This window comes from Pseudomonas sp. 58 R 12 (assembly GCF_900005865.1).
Lineage (GTDB): Bacteria > Pseudomonadota > Gammaproteobacteria > Pseudomonadales > Pseudomonadaceae > Aquipseudomonas > Aquipseudomonas tritici.
In genome coordinates, this window is record NZ_CVTP01000024.1 from 379339 (window position 1) to 398089 (window position 18751).

The following is an 18751-nucleotide window of genomic DNA, read 5'->3' on the forward strand; positions in this document are numbered from 1 at the left end:
TCATACGATCGAGTCGATATCCAGCGTTTGCGCCCTCCCCCATTCGGTTTGCGTGGCGGGAGGGATACTGGCGACCTGGGCCGGTTCACGGTTTTCACGGTGGCTGAACCAGCGCTTGAGGCTGGGTTGCAAATGAGCGCCGTGGGCGTGACTGCCGTAGACATCACGGGCGTCCAGACGGCGCCAGCGCAGGGTGGCAAGGCGCTCGCGGCTGGTGTGCAAGCGATCGATCTCGGCGTTCAAGGCTTCGTTGTGTTCATAGCCACGGTCGTTGGCAGGTCTTAGCCGGGCCAGTTCCCTGCGTTTGTTTCGCAACTGCTGGCGCATGCCCTCCAGTGCATGATCAAGTAATTCAAACTCTCTTGGCGTGACCAATGGGCCGTCGCTTTCCTGGGTTTGTTGCCAGCGACGCAACGTCGCCCAGGCAGCCGGGATGTAGCTGGCGGTCATGAAGTGCTGGTTGGCCTGGAACAGCTGTTTTAGCAGGTTTTCGCGGTCGGGCATGTCGCCGTGGACTTGCAACGCTCGGTTGCAACCCGCTTCTTGAATGGATTCACAACCGGGCTTCCAAAGCACCGAAGAACGCGTGCCATCCGCGAGCATGATCGGCATGAAGTGTTGTTGTTCGCCATGGTGCTGATAAGGGTTCCCACCGAAACGAACCAGACCGGCGGCGAACAGCAGGCCGCCCGGTGCAGGGGCACTGAACAGGGTGACGGCACCAGGGACCCAGAGTTTGGCGGTGGTGTTCATCCATGGCGCCGGGACGCTGGGAACTGGGTCGTTGTGGTTGACGATGCGGTGGTGGACCAAGGTGGAGGCGCCTGCTGTGAATTCGGCATCAGCGGCGCGGGGGGCGCCGTAGGTATAGAGGAGGATGTTGTAGTTGGCATCCGGTGCTCGGCGTAGGCCTTCTGCCAAAAGCAAAGCGATTGCGCCGCCCAGGCTGTGGCCGCAGATGATTATTCGTTGGTCGGTGTGGAATTGGTCTAGGTAGCGCAGCACGAAATTACGCATTGCCCGGTAGGCCTCATAAAAACCTTCGTGAGCCTTGCCGACACCCTCGAGAAAATCCACCTGATGGGCGTTGGCATCTCGCAACCCGTCTGCAGCGCTCGCGGTACCACGCACGGCAATCAGGATTACGTCATCGTGATGGGTGATAAAAGCCTGGGTATCCGTCCCAAACTTTTCATCATCGAAAAAGTGCAAATTGGCTGGGTGCTCCTGCTCATCCTCCAGCTCCGGTTGGTTTTGTGGGTATAACTCAGGATCGAAAGGTAGAATCTCAAAACGCCGGGAGTAAGGGACCTCTTCGTAAAGGGGGTAGAAACGGTCCACTTGCTCTGCATCAAATCGCCAAGCCTCGTGGTAACCCGATAGCTCTTCGGCAAATAGATGGCCGACGCTTGGGTTGAGGGGGAATTGAACCTGGTCGTGAGGCTTTTTAGGTGGCTCCTGGCCGAAATGGCAATAACTCAAGGTGGCCATCAGTGCCAGCTGATAAAGGTTCAAGGCACAGAAACTGTCTGCCGTTGAAAGCATCGGGCGTAAGGCCCGCAGTGGTCGAACCTCCATAGCGGTGTGGTTGTTGGGAAACAACACGATTCCTGCCAAGATCGACTGAGGGGGCCCGAATCCCAAGTCACCCATCATTTTCAATGCATGCTGCTGGGGTTGATAAGTCCGTCGCATAATCGGTGGCAAGTGGGCGACATGACGGACTAAATCACGCACTTCAACTTGATAAAACCGGTTGGCCTTTTGCTGAGCAGGATTACTGTCGGGCCGCCGGCCATCAGAAGCAGCAAACCGAGTCTGCTCCGCCCGAATTTGAAGCTCGGTGATAGGTAGCTTGTAGGTGGAACGCAACATCAGCCAATGATAGGGCTGCTCTGTACCTGAATACAGGTCATCAAAAACAAGCACCACAGGCCCACAATAAATATCTTGCAACTTGGCAAACCCTTCTCCATCTAACCTGCCTTTGTACTGCTGCCCTGCACTATCGTGGACAGTGTAAGGCAGGCCACCGTATGCCGTTCCCACGCCCAGTTCATCGACGAGGCAAAAGCTCACCCAATGCCCACGCACTGAACAGGCCGGCTTTCTATCACTGAAAAAAGATTGCTTCCATGCATCCAGCGTCATGAACTTGCTCCTTGTTATTTACACGATGGATAGACATCACAAACACGACCATCCGGCATTTTTATAGGCTTAAAGTCGGTGGTATTGCCGTCACAAAAGCCGTAAAGGTCCTCAAAGTTTTTACCTTTACAACGCCTCCAGCCTCCTGGTACGACTACCCAGTTATCCCCAACAGCTGGCTCTTCCTCATCAGTGACCGTCAGCACCATCCTGAGCGTTTTCCCTGCTAACTGATCACGTTGAGCAACACCACCGGCCAGAGAATTCTGCAACTCTCCCCTTTCATTCATCGAGCGACATCGCAGAAGCTTCCTGATCGCATGAAACGGCCCCACCGTCCTGAACCGCCACTGACATTGCCCGATTAGCTCCTGTACACCCGACTCAGGCATACCAAGTTGATCATTCCAGCCATCTCGAATGGCAATACCTGCACGATCCCCACCTACGTCCGTATCACGCTTACCCCACTTCGCATAAAACTCAAATTCCAGACTTCGCAGCACCGAAGGGCAACCCTCGATTTTTTCACTCAGCGGTAGTTCATAGCTCACCCGACTTGGCAAAGATTTGTAATCAGTAAAGAACACTTTCCGTTCCGACCTCTTGCCTCGACGTCGCGGCAAAGTGCAGGTCTCACCAGTCGTGGGCAGATAATTCGCAGCCGTTTTGAGTTCAAATTCCGCTGGTAAATCCACCTCCAACGTAACGCTATCAACCGGCTCTCCCGCACAACCCATTAGACCCAGCGCGACCAACACTCCAACACTTCGCCTACCCATCCTTTTCCCCCATCAATTCCCACTGCTCCACCATCCGTTGAAAATGTTCCTGCGGTGTTTCTCCCACTTTCGGTTGCCACCGGATAAAGCTGTTCCTTGTGGCCTCCTCCAACCTGCGTACCACCAAAAACTCCAACTGCTCCGGCCCCTGCCATTGCCAGGCCCGCGCCTGTTCCAGCACCTGTATCAGCCAGATTCTCGGGTCCTGGAATTCCACCAGTGCGACCAAGTCTTCGCTGTGTTCGGTCAACAGGTAACGCAGGATATTGGCGTGCAGGATGGCTTCGGCGTTTGGGTTGGGCGTGTTCAGCCAAGGGACCGGGTCAGGCAGCGAATGCTCACCGGGGGCTGGGTTGTCAGCCGTGCGCCAGCGGTCTTCGTGCCAGTAGCACACGCTGATCAACGGGCCGAGGAATACCGGCCAGTGCTCCAGGCACAGATAGGCCAATGCACGCGCCAGAGTGCGGTTGTCGTGAAAACGGTAGAGCGATTGCTCGCCTTCCTGCCCCACCAGCAAACGGTCGCGCCAGTGTTGAGCCACGCCTGTCAGGTCCTCGCATGGCAAAGCGCCCAGCCAGCCCCAGTTCGTTTCGGGCTGTTGCAAGAGGTTGAGCAGCGCGGGCTCGCTCATCTGTTTCAACAGAAGGATCACCGGGCCCTCCACCGCCAGTTCCGCCAGCACGGTCTGGCCATAGAGGCTGCGATACTCTGACAAACTGCGCGCCGCCAGCAGCGGCTGTCGCGCGTTACTGTGCCCCTCAAGGATCAAACACAGCTGTCGCCCAGCTTGCTGCTGTTGAGCCATCCATTGGCCTGGCAAGTTCTGCATCAGGCAGCCCTCCCCGGCAGCTCACACTGGCCTTCACGACAGCGCTCGCACACCGGGCAGTAATCCGCCCCCAGGTGCCTGGACAGGTTCATGATGCTGCTTTGTACCTTGGAGACCCGTGGCACATCGGACACCGTAAAGGTGTTCTCCAGTAGGCCCCCTGACGGTGACCCCCCCTGGGTGATAGGGCGACTGCTGAAGATGCCGCCCGCCTGGATGACCAGATGCTCTCCTCCCGCTCGGAGGCTCAGTTGCGCACCGGCATCGATCACCAGGCTGGCACCGGACTTGAGGTGAAGCTGCTGCCCCGCCTCAATGACCAAGTTCTGAGTCACGTGGGTCCGGCTATCGCCTTGCACATCAAGGTAATCGCTCGCCTTGAGCACGACTTTGCGATCGCCGGTGACATGACGATGCTCTTCACTTTCAACGTGAGTCGTGCTTAAACCATGGATAACTTCTCGCCGTTCCCCCGCGACCTCCAACCGACTGTCATGGCCGACCCGTTGCTCCAGGTCGCGCTGCGCACGCAGGTAAACAAGCTCTTCGCCACGACGGTCTTCCAGGTACATTTCGTTGGAGCCCTCGCCGCCAAGGGAACTGCGGCTGCGCAAAACACTGCGGGTCTTGTGCTGGGGCAAAGGATAGGCCGGCCGATGCAGCGCGTTCGGCAGGCAACCGTTGATCAGCGGCCGGTCCGGGTCCCCTTCCAGGAAGGTCACCAGCACTTCCATGCCCACGCGCGGGATCATCGTTGCGCCGAACCCGTCTCCGGCCCACCCGGACGCAACCCGAACCCAACAACTGCTTTTGTCGTCCGCCTTGTCCAGGCGGTCCCAGTGAAAGCGCACCTTCACCCGGCCATAGGCGTCGCAATGCACGTCCTCACCGTCTGGCCCCGTCACGGTTGCGGTCTGGCTGCCATTGATGGTCGGTTTGGGGTGCTTGAGGGGCGGCCGATGCACAGCTTGCCAGGGTGTCGCGATAAAGCGATTGCGATACCCCCGGAACACGTCAGCCGCAGGTGTAGCCTCCTCCAGCACCTGCGGTTGATAACCCTCGTGACGCACCGAAGTGATCAGCCAAAGGTCGTTGCAGGAGGGGTCGGGATGATCACGCAGTTCAAGGAAATGCCCACTGCGCAGTGCGGGTTGATCACTCTTGCCCAATGCCCGATGCCGGTCGCGTTGGTGACGCTCCAGCCCTCGACGCGCCAATTGCCTGCCGCGGGCATGGCCGGCAAAACCTGCGGGGTACCGATAGTCCTCAAGCGGGAGTATCGAAGCAGAACCAGCGCTGTCCTGCAGGTGCAACGAGGGATGTTCAAAGTCGTGATCCCGGCGCACCGTCTTTTGGCTACGGATGGCCAAGCGCAGGTCGAAACGCTGGATCACTTTTGTATCGGCTTGCAGCCCGCCGTCAGGGCAGTAGCGCTGCACGGGCAAGCGGCGAAACACGGTCTGGTCATCACCAAAGACCAACAGGTGAGCGTCCGCGCTGTGACGAAAATGGTAGTGAATACCCTCCTCTTCACACAGCCGCTGGATGAAGTGCAAGTCACTTTCCGCGTACTGCACACAGAACGTGCGCGGCGGATAAACCACAGGGCCTAGCTCGAATGCATAGGCGTCCGCCAGGATGCCATGCTGTTCCAGGACCGCCGCGATGATCTGCGGCACGCTGCGCTGCTGGAAAATCCGCTGGTCATGCCGGTGTGCAAGGTAAGCCAGGCGGGGCGCCAGGGTCAGGTGATAACGAGTAATGCGCCGGCCCGGGTCATCCCGGCCCACGGCGTAAACCTGACCATGCAGGCCTTCGTTGATTTCGCCGAAGTCCAGGTAGGCGGGTTGGTGAAGCAACGCCTGTAGATCAAGGGAAGGGTTTTCACTGACCACCTGCACGTGGATAAAGAACGGTTGATCAAGGACCTCACTGCCTTTGAATGCCAGTACTTGTAAGTCGATATTTATGCGTGGAAGAATCAGATTGAAACGTGACGAAACAAACGCGTTAACCATCCGTTGTTACCCGCCGTTAATGAATGAGCGCCCTGAGATACTTCCTCTCGCTAAACATGGAATAAGTTGCTGAGAAAAAGTCCTTGAACGCCTCGAAGCTTAGCGATTCCAGGCAAAAATCGGCCGTTTTAAAATAAAAAAGAAGTTTCGTACGACGAAGTTGGAAGTGTCTTTTACAAAATAAGAAAATGAGTCAATGAGCCACTTCCTAACAATAAGAAATGCCCTACGCAAACTTTCGCTGGAATGACTAACTGATAGAGAAACAGCTGACACCGGATCGCAGCGTCAGCGGCTGAACAACCTCACGCCTGCGGCTGTGCAGCCCCGAAGAGACTGACACTCAGCAACGTCTCGCCCTGAGCGTGCAAACGCACCGGCGCAATGCCACCCGGCATCACCACGGCAACCTCACCGCTCTCAACCCATCCAGCACGCCATGCCGCGCAAGCCACAGCGCTGGCGCTGGTTCCGGAAGACGCGGTGGGCCCTTCCCCGCGCTCAAACACCCGTGCGATGACTCGGTTGCCGGGCTGGCGCGCCGCCCATTGCAAGTTGATACCGGCCACACAGGGTTCACCGCCACCCGCTGGGGGCGCGAAGGCAATCGCTTTCAAGGGTTCGAACAGGGCTGGCTGCCGCATCTGTGCGTTATCCGGCAATGCCGAAACGTGCTCGACCAGCGTCACACAATGAGGGTTGCCCACCCGCACAAACTGACTGGTTGCCCACTGTGGGTTGATCACCGCCAACGCGCTCACGTGGCTCAGTTCAGTTGCGCCTAGCATCGTCCGCCCAACGGCCTGCGCCCCCACCGCCATGGGCCCGAAAGCTGGAAAACCCAGCTCAAGCCAGAACCCGGCAACCTGTTCGTGGACTGCCGGCTCAACCCGTGTCGGTACCGGTGTCAACGCATCCGACTTGTCGTGATGCACCCGCAACTCACTGGCTCCAGTCATCAGGCCCTGGTCAGTGAGCGCCTGGGCGAAAATCGTCAAGCCATTGCCACTGCGCTCGGCCAAAGAGCCGTCGGTGTTAACGATCAGCAGGTCAAACGGCGGCTCGGCCTGGAACGGGCCGACCAGCAGACCGTCGCTGCGGTGGGCCTTTGCGCCGGCCGGGCGCGGTGTCGAGCCCCAATCGCATTCGCGGGCGATGGCGGATGTTGCCCAACGGTCACGAGTCTGCGCGACCAAGGCAGCGCTTTCGGGCAGATCAATACCCTTGCTTCTTAATGAGGCCGGGCTGACCACGCCGTAGATATTGCCGCGGGCGTCATAGAACAGGGTCATGACGTTGTTTGCCTGAAGTGTTTCATCGATGAGTCCGTGCGCTTGCCTACCTATTGAGACAACAGCGTATTACAGAACCTACCGATGATGGGAGGCGGGCTGGAAGGTGGTAATCCACCGTGAGCACCCAGGGGTTCAAAAGCGCCCACAGGGATTACGCACCTTCCAGACCGCCTCCTACACACTCGATACGGCATACGTGGCTGCAAACTGCCCTTACGTTCCAGGTTTTTAAAACAAAATCCACGACCAGCAGAATCCCAGGGGAGCCCGGCTCGCGTGCCACGGCCTGATATGCAACGATGTCGCGCCGGACATCGTTCGTTGAACGCAAGACCAAGGATTATTCATGACTGCCATCCCCACCTCAGCGCCCGTGGTTCCCGGGCGGCTGGAGCAAATGTCGACCCGTATCGCTTTCTTTATCGCCGGTTTCGGCATCGCGGCCTGGGCGCCACTGGTGCCGTATGCCAAGGCGCGCGCCGGGCTGAGCGAAGGTACGCTGGGCCTGCTGTTGTTGTGCCTGGGTGTCGGCTCGATCATCGCCATGCCCGCAGCGGGTGCGCTGGCTTCGCGCTATGGCTGCCGAAAGGTGTTGAGCGCCGGGACAATCATGATTTGCCTGGCGTTGCCGATGCTGGCGACGGTCAGTTCAATTCCGTTACTGATGGCGGGCTTGTTTCTGTTTGGTGCTGGCTTGGGCACGGTGGATTCCACCGTCAACCTGCAGGCGGTGATCGTGGAGCGGGCCAGCGGCAAAACCATGATGTCTGGCTTTCACGGGCTGTTCAGCCTGGGAGGAATCGTCGGCGCGGCGGGGGTTTCGGCATTGCTGGGGCTGGGCCTGTCGCCGCTGCAGGCAACCCTCGTGGTGATCGTCATTACGCTGGCGGCGCTGCTCAAGGCCGCACCGCATCTGTTGCCTTATGGCAGTGAGAGTTCGGGCCCGGCTTTTGCCGTGCCCCACGGCGTGGTGCTGTTCATCGGTTGCCTGTGCTTTATCGTGTTTCTTGCCGAAGGTGCGGTGCTCGACTGGAGCGCAGTGTTCCTCAGTGACGAGCGCAGCCTTGACGAAGCCTATGCTGGCCTGGGTTACGCGGCATTTGCCTTGACCATGACTGCCGGGCGGTTGACCGGTGACGCAATCGTGCGCCGGCTGGGCGCGACCTGGGTCATCGTGGCCGGTGGCGCCCTCGCCGCCGCCGGCACATTCCTCGCCACATTATCCCCAGCCTGGGAAGTGGCATTGTTGGGTTATGCACTCGTAGGTGCCGGGTGCTCCAATATTGTCCCGGTGCTCTATACCGCGGTTGGCAAACAGAATGTCATGCCAGAACACATTGCCGTGCCGGCCATTACAACCCTGGGCTACGCGGGGATATTGGCCGGGCCTGCCGTGATTGGATTTATCGCCCATGGCAGCAGCCTGGCAACCGCCTTCCTGTTGATAGGCATGTTGCTGGCGGCAGTGGCGGTCAGTGGGAAAATACTGCGGGTATGACCGCACAGCGGCATGAGCAGCTTGAGTCTTTCAGCTGCTCATGCCGCTGTGCGCTTCTTTAATTACCCTCTCTCTTTCTTGTCGTTCTCCAGCCAGCGATCAATGCTGTAGTTCTTCAACCACCCATCGTCGTTACGGCTACCGAAGATGTTGTAACCGTTAGCCTTGTAACTGTCCAGAGAGTCCAATAAGCCTGGTCTCCCCACAAGATTTTTGGCCAGATATACCTCATCCTCGCTGTATTTTTTCAAAGGGAACCCGGTGCGCGGATCCCGCACAACCTCACCCTTAGCATCCGTTACGTTAGGGTCCTTGCTAATCTCAATAATTGTCTCCCTTCGAACGTAGCGATGTTTTTCTAATCCAAACAAAATATCGTTGTCTTGTGACTTGTCCCGCCAATCATTGAATTTCCCCTTGAATGCCTGGACGACCTGCGCGTTAGTTTTCCCATGGAACGGATCCGCGCTCTGCGTGTTGGGGTTGGTATTACCGATCTGTGAGTCGCTCGCCGAGGTAAGGCTTTCATGGGTGATTTCACCGCCCTTTGCAGTAATGGCATCGTTCAGCCGGGGGCGGTTGAGTATCTCTCGCGCCAACATAATCGTGCGCTCGGAGACCTTACTGCTGCTGGGTTCCTCTTTGGCAATCTCCTGCAAAGAGCTTTGGGTCAGTCGTCCCTCTTTTTTGAAGGCGTCCAGCAATGGCAGGTTGTTCTTCAGGTCAGTCGCCAACAGATGATCGTCTGAGCTGACAAAGGGGTTACCAACCTTCGTCATGCCTCCGTACAGATTCTGACCGTCAAAGTGCCGGTCGGCGCCATTCGCGAATCGGGAGTTGATTGGCTGCGCCGCTGGCAGCGGTTTACCTAATGCGCGAGCATCGACCTCAAAACGAGAGTGACCGCTTCCCGCCGACCCTGATGTCGCTGGCGCCGCCATTTGCGTAAAGCCCGGATTATTGACACTACCAATCATGATTCACCTCCACCCTATCTAGATTCCGTAGCCTGGGCCTGATTGCCTGATCCTCGAAAACGCCTCGAAATCAACATGGCACAAGCACCGACTGAGTGGCTCTCAGAAAACAATGGTTCCGCAGACGGTCGTCCAAGACGCCCGATATGCCCCGGTGAACCTTGAGCGTTTGTAACCGCCTCAGTTTTGTGGGCCATCCATGGCCTGGAACGGCCTGCTAGCGGCGGGACAACTTGCTCCAAAAGCTGGCAAACATCGAAAGTACAGGGCTGGGCGCCGGCTCTTCCATGAACACCCGAGAGCCTTTGTCAAAATCTTCGGCGGTGGGCGCCTTGAAGCTGGACTTGGGCGAGGATGTGAGGTTGAGCCCCTGTAGCCGGGATGCTGTTGGGCTTTCTGCCTCCTGCGCAAGCCCGACCAGGGCCGAGGCGTTGTACTGGGAGTGACGGGATTCAAATGATGTCGAATTCATGGTCCAGACCTAATCCGGTAGATGAAGGCCCCCACCGGTAATCAATGACCGGTGGATATTTTCTTGGTGGTGCATTTTCGTAAACGGTTTCTGCACGCCTGGGTTGTATTTACTGCATCAAACGCCTGCCAACTTCTGCCGCGTGTGCACGGCAGAAGACAGCCAGGTCTAACGAAGCAGCGCGTACAGTTCCTGTCGAGAGATCTTGCCATCGCGTTGCCAACTGACAATATTGTCCATCGCCGACCTCAGATCTGAACGGGACATGACTTCCCTCGACAGCTGGGTGAGATGGTCGGTGTAAGGGTTGCCCGTCAACGGCTGCATGGCGCGTGCGTTGAGTTCCCTGAGCTTTATCGTGCTGCTGAAGTAGCCACCTTTCAATGCGTTGAAATTATTCAGTACGTCTTGGACGATCTGCTTGTCGTCATTCAGTTTCAAGGGGTTATCTGAACGAACAAAGCTCCGGATATCGTCCTTGGACAAACGGCCATCCAATGCACCGGTGCTGCCATTTCGGTCAAGCGATTGCAGCAACCCGGGACGCCGCAGCACCTCGTTTGCCAGTCGGATGTTCGGGTCCTTATAGGGGTTGCCCGTTAACGGTTGATCGGCCATTTTCTGCAAGCTCTGGCGCGTGACCTCGCGCGAAGGCCAGCGGCCCTTGAACGCGTCATAATTATTCAAAAGCCCCTGGGCCAGTTGCTCATTGCTTTGCTTGGAGTAGTAAGGGTCTGGCAACGTGGGGGTCGGGCGCGGAGGTGGGCCGGGATTGGGACGCACGTTTTCTGGGACTGGGCGCGGCGGCGGGCCGGGATTGGGGCGCACGTTTTCTGGGACTGGGCGCGGCGGCGGGCCACCGAATACTGGGCCGCATTGATCAGGCTGCGAGCTGAAGTTGACGCCTATCGTGACCTGGGCACTAGACGCGGTAGCAGTCCGCTCGGTGCTGGGCTTTGCATCTGCGAGGGAGGCGTTATCGAGGGAAGGAGCGACGCTCTGGTTGTATGCTGATACCGACATTCTAGTTCTCCAGTTCGGTGTATTCAGGTGCCTGGCCTCACTGTTCCAGCGACCCCGGCGCTTAATGAGTCGTCAGGGAAACCAGTGGAGGCAGGCATATCCTGTGTGGCATAACTGTGGGAGCCGGTTCCTGAGGCCGCTGAAAGTTTCCAGAATCGAGGTAGGAAGAACGTCTGAAGGCGTGAGAGACAAACCACACCATCGGCATGGGTGGCCGCCCAACCTGGCCAGGATGAGCGGACATGTCGAGTCAATGCAGGCTTAGAACCCGACGCTTGCCTGTACAAAGAACGTACGTGGCTCCCCCAGGTACAGCCCGGCATTGTTGTCGCTCGAACGGGTGTAGTGCTGTTGATCAAAAACGTTTTTCACGCCGACTCCCAACTTCAAGTTAGACAACTGCTCGCCAAAGTCATAGCCACTGCGCACGTTGACCGAGACATAGCCGGGGATATCGCCAAATTGACCATCGGCGGTACCTTGGGTGATGTAGGTGCTCGTTGTACCTGGCGCACGCTGGCCTGACTGGGCGTACACATCCAGGTTGTGGGTCCACTGGTTGACGTCGTAACGCAGGCCCAACGTCGCCACTTCACGGGAATACAACGGCAGGTCACGGCCCTTGAACGGTACGTCGCCTTCGGAGGTGGCCTTGGTGTAAGTGAAACCGACGTTCGCGGTCAGGCCGTCCAGGCGTGGGTCCAGGTTTGCCAGGTCGTAGTGGGCCGAGGCTTCGATACCCGTGTGCTTGGTAGCACCGAGGTTGGTCCAGCCCACATCGTTGCTGACGTATTGCAACTCATCCGAGAAGTCGATGTAGAAAAACGTCAGCTCACCGCCCCAGACAGCGTCGTTGTAGCGCGTGCCGACCTCGTAGGTCTTGGCCTTTTCCGGGTTCAAACCGTTGGCGGTCTGGTCGCCGGTGCCGCCCTGGCCCAGCTGGAAGTATTGCAGGCTACCAAACGAAGTCTCGTAGTTGGCGAACAGTTTCCAGGCATCAGAGACGTGGTACATCACGCTCAACGCCGGCAGCGGCTCGTTGTTGTGGACTTCGCGGCGTTTTTCCAGGGTGCGCGGACCGGTCAAAGGGATGACCGGACGGTCGTGCCATTCGGTTCGAATATCCTCGAAGCGGATGCCTGGCGTGATAGTCCACTTGCCGATATCGATCTTGTTATCGACGTAAAAGGCGTTGGCCTCGGTGCCGCCGGTACGGTCCTGGTAGACATGGCCATCACTGCGACCGACCGGCGTCGGTACGTTGTTGACCAGGCCCAGGCTACTGGCCTGCTCATGCATGCCTTCCTTGAGGTAGCGATAACCCACGCTGACCTCTTGGGTGCTCGGGCCCAGATCGAACACATGGGACACTCGCGGTTCGATGCCGAAGGTGTAGTAGGTGCGCGGATAAGAACCAACGGTGCGCAAGTCGCGGTTAGCGATGTTGCTGCCGCGGAAACTGTCGGAATAGTAGGTCAGTACTTCTGCCTGGGTGCGGTCGTCGATCTGACGGATGTACTTGAAGGACACATCCTTGCGGCGGCCGCTGAAGTTGTCCCAGTCGCGTACCGACTGGTAAGGGTTGGCGTCGAATTGCCGCTGGGTCAGGCCGCCGGGCATGTCGGCACTGGCGTCGTAGTAGTGGAAGTTCAGCGAGAAGTCGTCTTGATCGGTCGGCGCCCAGTGGGTCTTGAGCATCACATCGTCGATGTCGTTGGAATTGTTGCTGGTACGGTACCCGTTACCATTGACACCGGAGTACAGCAGCGCAACACCGATACCGTTGTCGGCAGTGCCGCCAATAAAGGCGTTCTCGACGTGCTTCCAGCCACCGTGGGCGGAGGTCTGCAGGGTAGTGCCGACTTCGCCGGAGACTTTCTCGGGAATGGCGCGGGTCACGAAGTTGATCACACCGCCGACGTTTTGTGGCCCATAACGCACGGAACCGGCGCCGCGTACCACGTCGATGCTATCGAGGTTACCCGCCGAAATCGGCGCCATCGACAGCTGTGGCTGGCCGTACGGCGCGAATGCAGCCGGTACGCCATCGATCAGCACGGTGGAGCGTGGCGACAGGCGCGACGTCAGGCCACGTACACCAACGTTGAGGGAAATATCACTGCCGCCGGTGCCGTTGGATTCCTGCACTTGCACACCGGGCACGCGCCGCAGCACGTCGCCGACGTTCATTGCGCCCTGCTCCGCCATGGCTTCGCGGCGGATCACCGTGCGTGCCCCGGGGTGGTTCTGCACCACTTCGGCGTTGGCATCACCGAGCCAGTCGCCCACCACCTTGATATCAGTGGCGCCCAGTTCCAGCGGGGAGCCGGTCTCACCACTGCCAACGCTCAGCGGGCGCAGCGTCACGGAGCCTGCATCTATCCGGTAATCCAGGCCACTGCCTTGCAGCAACTGGCGCAGGGCTTGTTCAGGGGAAAGGTTGCCGTCTACCGCTGGCGCTTGTTTGCCAGCGACCATGTCGGGGCTGAAGAACACTTGCAGGGCCGTCTGCTGGCCCAATTGGCTCAGCGCCGCGCCCAGGGGCTGGGCCTCGATATGAATGGCGTCGGCGGCATAAGCCGCAGGAAGCGCGGCACTGACCGCGAGCGCCAGGGCCAGTGGCGCCCAGCGGGAGATTTTATTGTTGTTGACGGCAAGTTTTTTCACGTCGAACCCAGTCCTGTGATCGCAAGAGTGCGCGGCTGTTAATGCAAACCAGTTGCAGTTGCAGGAGAAGACGAAGAACGTGGAAAAAACCTGAATGTCAGCGTGAAATAATTTCCTGGCTGCCGTCTGGCAAGGTTCGCAGGGCCACCGGCAGGATGTGCGGCAAGGCTTTGAGCAAGGCGTCGGTATCGTTGGCCTTGAACACGCTGGTCAGCCGCAGGTCGCGCACGGCCGGCGTGCTGACCCGCAGCGGTTGCTCGCGGTAACGCGAGACCTCCCGCGCCACATCGCCCAACGTAGCGTTATTGAAGACCAGCTTGCCCGTGCGCCAGGCGGTCAGTTCCTCGGTATTCACTGAGTAAGCTGCCGCTACCATCCCCTTATTGTCGACATGGGTGCCCAGGCCCGCCGTCAGCGTCACCACGTTGTCCGGCGCACTACCTTGCACCTTCACCGTACCGGCTTCGACCATGACGCGGGTCTGATCTTCATCACGGCGCACATCGAACCGCGTGCCGGTCACTGTCACCTGCCCTGCCCCGGCGGCCACGACGAAAGGCCGGCGGGTGTCATGCTCGACACTGAACATCGCTTCGCCCCGCTTGAGCTCCACACCGCGCCGGCCTTTTTCATAGTGCACCGCGACGATGCTGCGGCTATTGAGGTCCATCACCGAGCCATCGGGCAATGCCACCTGACGATGCTCGCCCAAGCGTGTACTGAACTCCGCGCTGAAAGGCTTGGGATCACCAAGCCCGCTGAACAGGCCCAATCCCAGAGCAACACCGACCACGCTGGCCGCCACCGCGTAACGCAAAGCGGTGCGACGCTTGGGCCGCACCACCGGGGCTTCGCACAGCGCTTGCAGATGCGCTTTGGGCAGCAAATCGGTAGCGCGCCACACGCCTTGCAGCACATCGAATTCGTATTGGTGGTCGGGATGCGCATTGCGCCATGCGTCGAAGTGCTGGCGCTCGGTAGCGCTCAACTCGGCGTCTTGCAGGCGCACAAACCATTGCGCGGCTTCGTCTCGGGCACGGTTATCCGTCATGGAAGATCCTGTTTCAAACGGGCGGTCATGGCGCCATCGCGTCCAGGCGGTCGCGCAAATGCCGCAGGGTGCGGATCATATACTTTTCCACCATGTTTTTAGACAGCCCCAGGCGTTCGGCGATTTCCTGTTGAGTCAGGCCCTCGATTTTCTGCCAGATAAAAATTCGGCGGCAGTTGAGCGGCAGCTCCGCCAGGGCCCGCTCGATAGAGTCCGCCAACTGGATCGCGTGCATGAAATGCTCCGGGTCGTCACTGTGCGGCGAACGCTGATCACAGGCTTGCAGCGTGAGGGCCTCGCGACGGTCTTCGCGTCGATAGGCGTCCACGGCGATATTGCGCGCAGTTTGATGCAGGTAGGCGCGCGGTTGCGCAACCTCGGAGGCGGTTGATTCAAGGACCCGCACAAAGGTGTCATGGGCCAGGTCTTCGGCCTGCTGACGGTTTCTCAGGCGGCGCGTCCAGGTCCCGATCAACTCTTCGTAGTGTTCGAAAAAGCCTGTTCTGCGGGGCGGCTGAGGGATCATTGCGGGTGCACTGGTGAGGCGGGGCGTGAATAGTAATGCTTCCTATTAAGTGGAGCAATTGCTACCCGCCGTATGACCTCGAAACTACTGCGCGCCGCCAACCTGCTTGAGTCGGCTGAGTTTTTCGCGGCTGCCGCACACGCTCATCTGGCACCATTTGCGCTGTTTGTTCTTGGAGATGTCCAGAAACACCCAATCGCAGTCAGTCGAGGTGCAACTGCGCAACGCCTGCAAATCACCCGATACCAGCAATTGCGTGGCGTCTATCGCCAGGCGCCCCAGCACAGTGGCCGTCAGTTCCTGTGCCGTACTGCAAGGCCTCCACTCCCAGGTAGGCTTGCCGTCGACAGTACGCAGCACGCGCCGTGCAACACCGTGCTGGAACGTTTGGTTAATCTGCTGCAACGCCTCATCGGGTGCAGCGCCGCGCAACGACAACGGATAGAACACCTCGTACAGGCACTCCCTGAATGCGATAACGGCGTCCAGGTCCGGTTGGTAGGCGATCGATGACCCAAGCACCATCGGCTTGTAGTCCGCAAACTCCTGGGCCGAGATCAACGACGCATGGAATGCCCATTCAAAGAAGAACTGAAAGCTCGTGAGTCGCTCTTCCAGGACCTTGAGTCCGGTGCCGGGACGACGACCATTGGTGGTATTGATAAAGTCCAATACCCGAGCCCCACCAATCAGACGGATCGATTTTGCAGTGCCCGTAAAATGTGTCATGCCTGCTCCCGAAAAAACGCATTCTCCTTGCGATGGCGCAGATTACCTTGTTTTTTCGAATGGCAGACATTGCGATCCCGGCGCAAACCCGACGCAAAGACAGACGGCTAGGTGCGCTTGTCGTTATGCGCCACCCAATCAAGGATAGCCGCCACAGACTGCGCCACGGAAAGCGCCTGGGTGTTCAAGTGCACTTCCGGAAACACCGGCACGTCATAATTGGAGTCAATACCGGTGAAGTTCTTGATCAACCCCGCGCGGGCCTTTTTATACAGGCCTTTAGGATCACGCTGTTCGGCGGTTTCCAGCGGCGCGTCCACATGCACTTCCACGAAGTACTCATTGCCGATAATCGAGCGCGCGTAGTGCCGGCTGGCCGACGAGGGTGAAATCAGCGCGACAATCACCATCAGCCCCGCGTCGAGCATCAGCCGCGCGACCTCGGCGACCCGGCGGATATTCTCATCGCGGTCGCTGTCGGTAAAACCCAAGTCCCGGCACAGCCCGCCACGTACCGAGTCGCCGTCAATAATGGCCGTGATCCGCCCCTGTTCCTGCAGGGCAATGTCCAACGCATCAGCGATGGTCGACTTGCCGGAAGCAGAGATACCGGTCATCCAGATGACGGCAGGCTTGTGGTTCATCCGCACGTGTTCGGCGCGCCGGTGGCTGAACGCAAACGCATGCAGATTCTGGTTTTGACTGTTTGGAAAATAACTCATGACTGCTCGCCCTCCTCGACCGAAACAGGCTGTTTACCCAACATGAACACCATCACGCATTGCACGAACAGCAACAGCGCAACCACCCAGTAGACCGTCGAGAACGACCCGGTCAGGTCCTTGGAAAAGCCGCCCAGGAAGTTGCCGCACACCCCACCCAAGCCGATCAGAACGTTGGCGATGCCAAAGGCCTGGGTCAACCGGTTGACCGGCACGATTTGCCCGATGTAACTGGGGACCAGCCCGAAGATGGGGTAAAACGCCAGTGCAAACAGAAACGCCGCCAGGTAGAACAGCGGGAGGCTGTTGAAACTGAACACCAGGGTGGCGGCCAGCCCGGCACTGAGAAAACACATCGCCAGCGACGCCCGCACACCGACCTTGTCGGCAATCCACCCCACCAGAAAGCCCGACGCCATGCCCACGGCACCGATGGTGGTCCAGATAAACCCGGCGTCTTGTACCGACACGCCCAATTCATCACGCAGGAACGGCGCGAGGTACGTCTGGAACGGCAGCAGCGCCATGCCATTGAGAAAGGCGATGGCCCACGTCAGGTACAACGAACGGCTGAGCCAGGGTCGTTGACTGTCAAATGCAGCGGCGCGCTCCCCGGAAAATCCGGTGTCCCGGCTCGTGGCCAGGGTGCGCAACAGAAACCACGCCACCACGCACAGCACAACCGATATCAGGCCAGCGGTAAGCCAGATCGAGCGCCAGCCGCCATTCAATGTCAGGAACGACACCAGCAAGCCATTGATAAACACGCCGTAGCTGGTGCCACTGGAAATCAGCCCCATGACCCGGGAGCGATTACCCGGGCTGAAACCCTTGGTGACGATTTCCGCCAACGGGATGTACACCGAGGCGGAACAGCCACCGAGCAGGATCAAAAGAGCGCCCGACAGCCAGATACTGTCACTGATACTCAGGCCCAGCAGCGCCAGGGAGGTCATCACCGTGGACACCAGGCTGATTTTCCAGCCCTCGAAAAACCGGCTGATTACGCTTGTCACCGACGAGAACAGCAGGAATCCGATCTGCGCGCCGCCGGTGATCAAGCCCACCGTGGTGTAGTCGAAGCCAATGTCGCGGCGCATGTCCACCACGAGGTTGGCGAACAGGTAGACACCAAATCCGTAGGTGCTGGCCACGAAGCCAGTGAGGACGACCGCCAATACGACGCTGTCCAAGGGGCGGGTATTGCTCTGAACCAGTGTGCTCATCATCGACCTCTCATTCAGCGCGCGCGGTGTGGATGACGAAATCGCAATTCATCATGTCGTAGACAGACTTGAAATCACCGTAGCTCTCATGGGCGCGAAACCCGGAAGCCAGCATTTCAGTGGCCAACTCGCCCGGCAACAACGGGTAAACCTTCAACGTGTAGCGTTCCTTGTTATCAAAGTTGTAGATGAACTCACACAGGTGCTCATCGACCTGCCCCAAGCTCACGGATGCGTTTGTACCGCAGTAATAATAATTCCCGCTGGCCTTGAAATTACCTGCGCGAATAGCCAGGAAATTACGCTGGTCCACAATCAACAGGCCACCCGGCTTGAGCAATGCCCTGAACTTCGCCAACACGCTCAATCGGTCGTGAGCGGCGAACACATGGCACAGCGAACTGCCCAGGCACACCACGGCGTCGAATTGGCCCAGCTCCTGCGGGTCCAGTGAGTGCCAGTCGCGGTAATTGGACTCGATGTCCAGCCCGTGTTTGCGAAAGTTCGCCCGCGCCTTGGTCAACATCGTGCTGCTGCCATCCGTGGCGACCACATCAAAGCCCGCCTGCTTGAGCTGCACCGCATGAAAACCACTGCCCGTCGATACGTCGATGACCGAGCGCACGCCGTGCTTGTGCAGCAGGTTTTCAAAGAACCCGCCCTCCCCTGCCTTGCGTTTTTCCCAGTCGATCAACTCATCCCAACGCTCGACGAAATCCGCCGAGTACTGCGTGGAATAACTGGCAACTTCGTTGTGCTTGCGCTCGGAAATCTGATTCATCACA

The 18751-nt window shown here is 58.6% G+C and carries 15 protein-coding genes; 1 reads left to right on the plus strand and 14 read right to left on the minus strand.

Going from position 1 to position 18751, the window contains the following annotated elements; translation table 11 throughout:
- The 5 genes from BFP95_RS22535 to BFP95_RS22555 form a co-directional block, all read right to left on the minus strand.
- Window positions 1-2151: a lipase family protein gene (locus tag BFP95_RS22535; protein ID WP_065910721.1), complete on the minus strand. Its 2151-nt coding sequence runs from the start codon at window positions 2149-2151 to the stop codon at window positions 1-3.
- A 14-nt stretch (window positions 2152-2165) separates the two neighbouring features.
- The gene (locus tag BFP95_RS22540; protein WP_065910722.1) at window positions 2166-2933 is read right to left on the minus strand and encodes a hypothetical protein; all 768 of its coding nucleotides are present in this window, start codon (window positions 2931-2933) and stop codon (window positions 2166-2168) included.
- The gene (locus tag BFP95_RS22545; protein WP_065910723.1) at window positions 2926-3762 is read right to left on the minus strand and encodes a DUF4123 domain-containing protein; all 837 of its coding nucleotides are present in this window, start codon (window positions 3760-3762) and stop codon (window positions 2926-2928) included. Before BFP95_RS22545 ends, BFP95_RS22540 begins: the two co-directional genes overlap by 8 nt.
- Window positions 3762-5780, minus strand: a complete 2019-nt coding sequence (locus tag BFP95_RS22550) for a type VI secretion system Vgr family protein (RefSeq protein ID WP_065880024.1) — start codon at window positions 5778-5780, stop codon at window positions 3762-3764. The genes BFP95_RS22545 and BFP95_RS22550 overlap by 1 nt, the downstream gene beginning before the upstream one ends.
- Window positions 5781-6085: 305 nt before the next feature.
- Window positions 6086-7072 carry a hypothetical protein gene (locus BFP95_RS22555; protein ID WP_065910724.1) on the minus strand — a complete coding sequence of 329 codons (987 nt, stop codon included), beginning with the start codon at window positions 7070-7072 and terminating at the stop codon, window positions 6086-6088.
- Window positions 7073-7421: 349 nt separating this feature from the next.
- Between BFP95_RS22555 and BFP95_RS22560 the strand changes: the two genes are divergently transcribed.
- Window positions 7422-8573 carry an MFS transporter gene (locus tag BFP95_RS22560; RefSeq protein ID WP_065880025.1) on the plus strand — a complete coding sequence of 384 codons (1152 nt, stop codon included), beginning with the start codon at window positions 7422-7424 and terminating at the stop codon, window positions 8571-8573.
- 62 nt (window positions 8574-8635) lie between these two features.
- Here the strand turns inward: BFP95_RS22560 and BFP95_RS22565 are convergent, their stop codons facing one another.
- The 9 genes from BFP95_RS22565 to BFP95_RS22610 all read right to left on the minus strand — a co-directional run bounded on the left by BFP95_RS22565 (window position 8636) and on the right by BFP95_RS22610 (window position 18747).
- Window positions 8636-9550, minus strand: a complete 915-nt coding sequence (locus BFP95_RS22565) for a hypothetical protein (protein ID WP_065874628.1) — start codon at window positions 9548-9550, stop codon at window positions 8636-8638.
- A gap of 640 nt (window positions 9551-10190) precedes the next feature.
- A complete protein-coding gene (locus BFP95_RS30080) occupies window positions 10191-11045 on the minus strand; it encodes a hypothetical protein (protein WP_256534293.1) in 855 nt (284 codons plus the stop codon).
- A gap of 261 nt (window positions 11046-11306) precedes the next feature.
- Window positions 11307-13712 carry a TonB-dependent siderophore receptor gene (locus BFP95_RS22580; RefSeq protein WP_065910725.1) on the minus strand — a complete coding sequence of 802 codons (2406 nt, stop codon included), beginning with the start codon at window positions 13710-13712 and terminating at the stop codon, window positions 11307-11309.
- A 97-nt stretch (window positions 13713-13809) separates the two neighbouring features.
- Window positions 13810-14763, minus strand: a complete 954-nt coding sequence (locus BFP95_RS22585; protein WP_065874626.1) for a FecR family protein — start codon at window positions 14761-14763, stop codon at window positions 13810-13812.
- 25 nt (window positions 14764-14788) lie between these two features.
- Window positions 14789-15289: a sigma-70 family RNA polymerase sigma factor gene (locus tag BFP95_RS22590; RefSeq protein WP_065874625.1), complete on the minus strand. Its 501-nt coding sequence runs from the start codon at window positions 15287-15289 to the stop codon at window positions 14789-14791.
- Window positions 15290-15373: 84 nt separating this feature from the next.
- Window positions 15374-16018, minus strand: a complete 645-nt coding sequence (locus BFP95_RS22595) for a CGNR zinc finger domain-containing protein (protein WP_065874624.1) — start codon at window positions 16016-16018, stop codon at window positions 15374-15376.
- A 107-nt stretch (window positions 16019-16125) separates the two neighbouring features.
- Complete coding sequence (cysC, locus tag BFP95_RS22600) at window positions 16126-16740, minus strand: adenylyl-sulfate kinase (RefSeq protein WP_065874623.1); 615 nt, start codon at window positions 16738-16740, stop codon at window positions 16126-16128.
- Window positions 16737-17966, minus strand: coding sequence for an MFS transporter (locus BFP95_RS22605; RefSeq protein ID WP_065874647.1), 1230 nt, complete (start codon window positions 17964-17966; stop codon window positions 16737-16739). The genes cysC and BFP95_RS22605 overlap by 4 nt, the downstream gene beginning before the upstream one ends.
- 10 nt (window positions 17967-17976) lie before the next feature.
- Window positions 17977-18747 carry a class I SAM-dependent methyltransferase gene (locus tag BFP95_RS22610; RefSeq protein WP_065874622.1) on the minus strand — a complete coding sequence of 257 codons (771 nt, stop codon included), beginning with the start codon at window positions 18745-18747 and terminating at the stop codon, window positions 17977-17979.
- Between the last annotated feature and the right edge of the window lie 4 nt (window positions 18748-18751).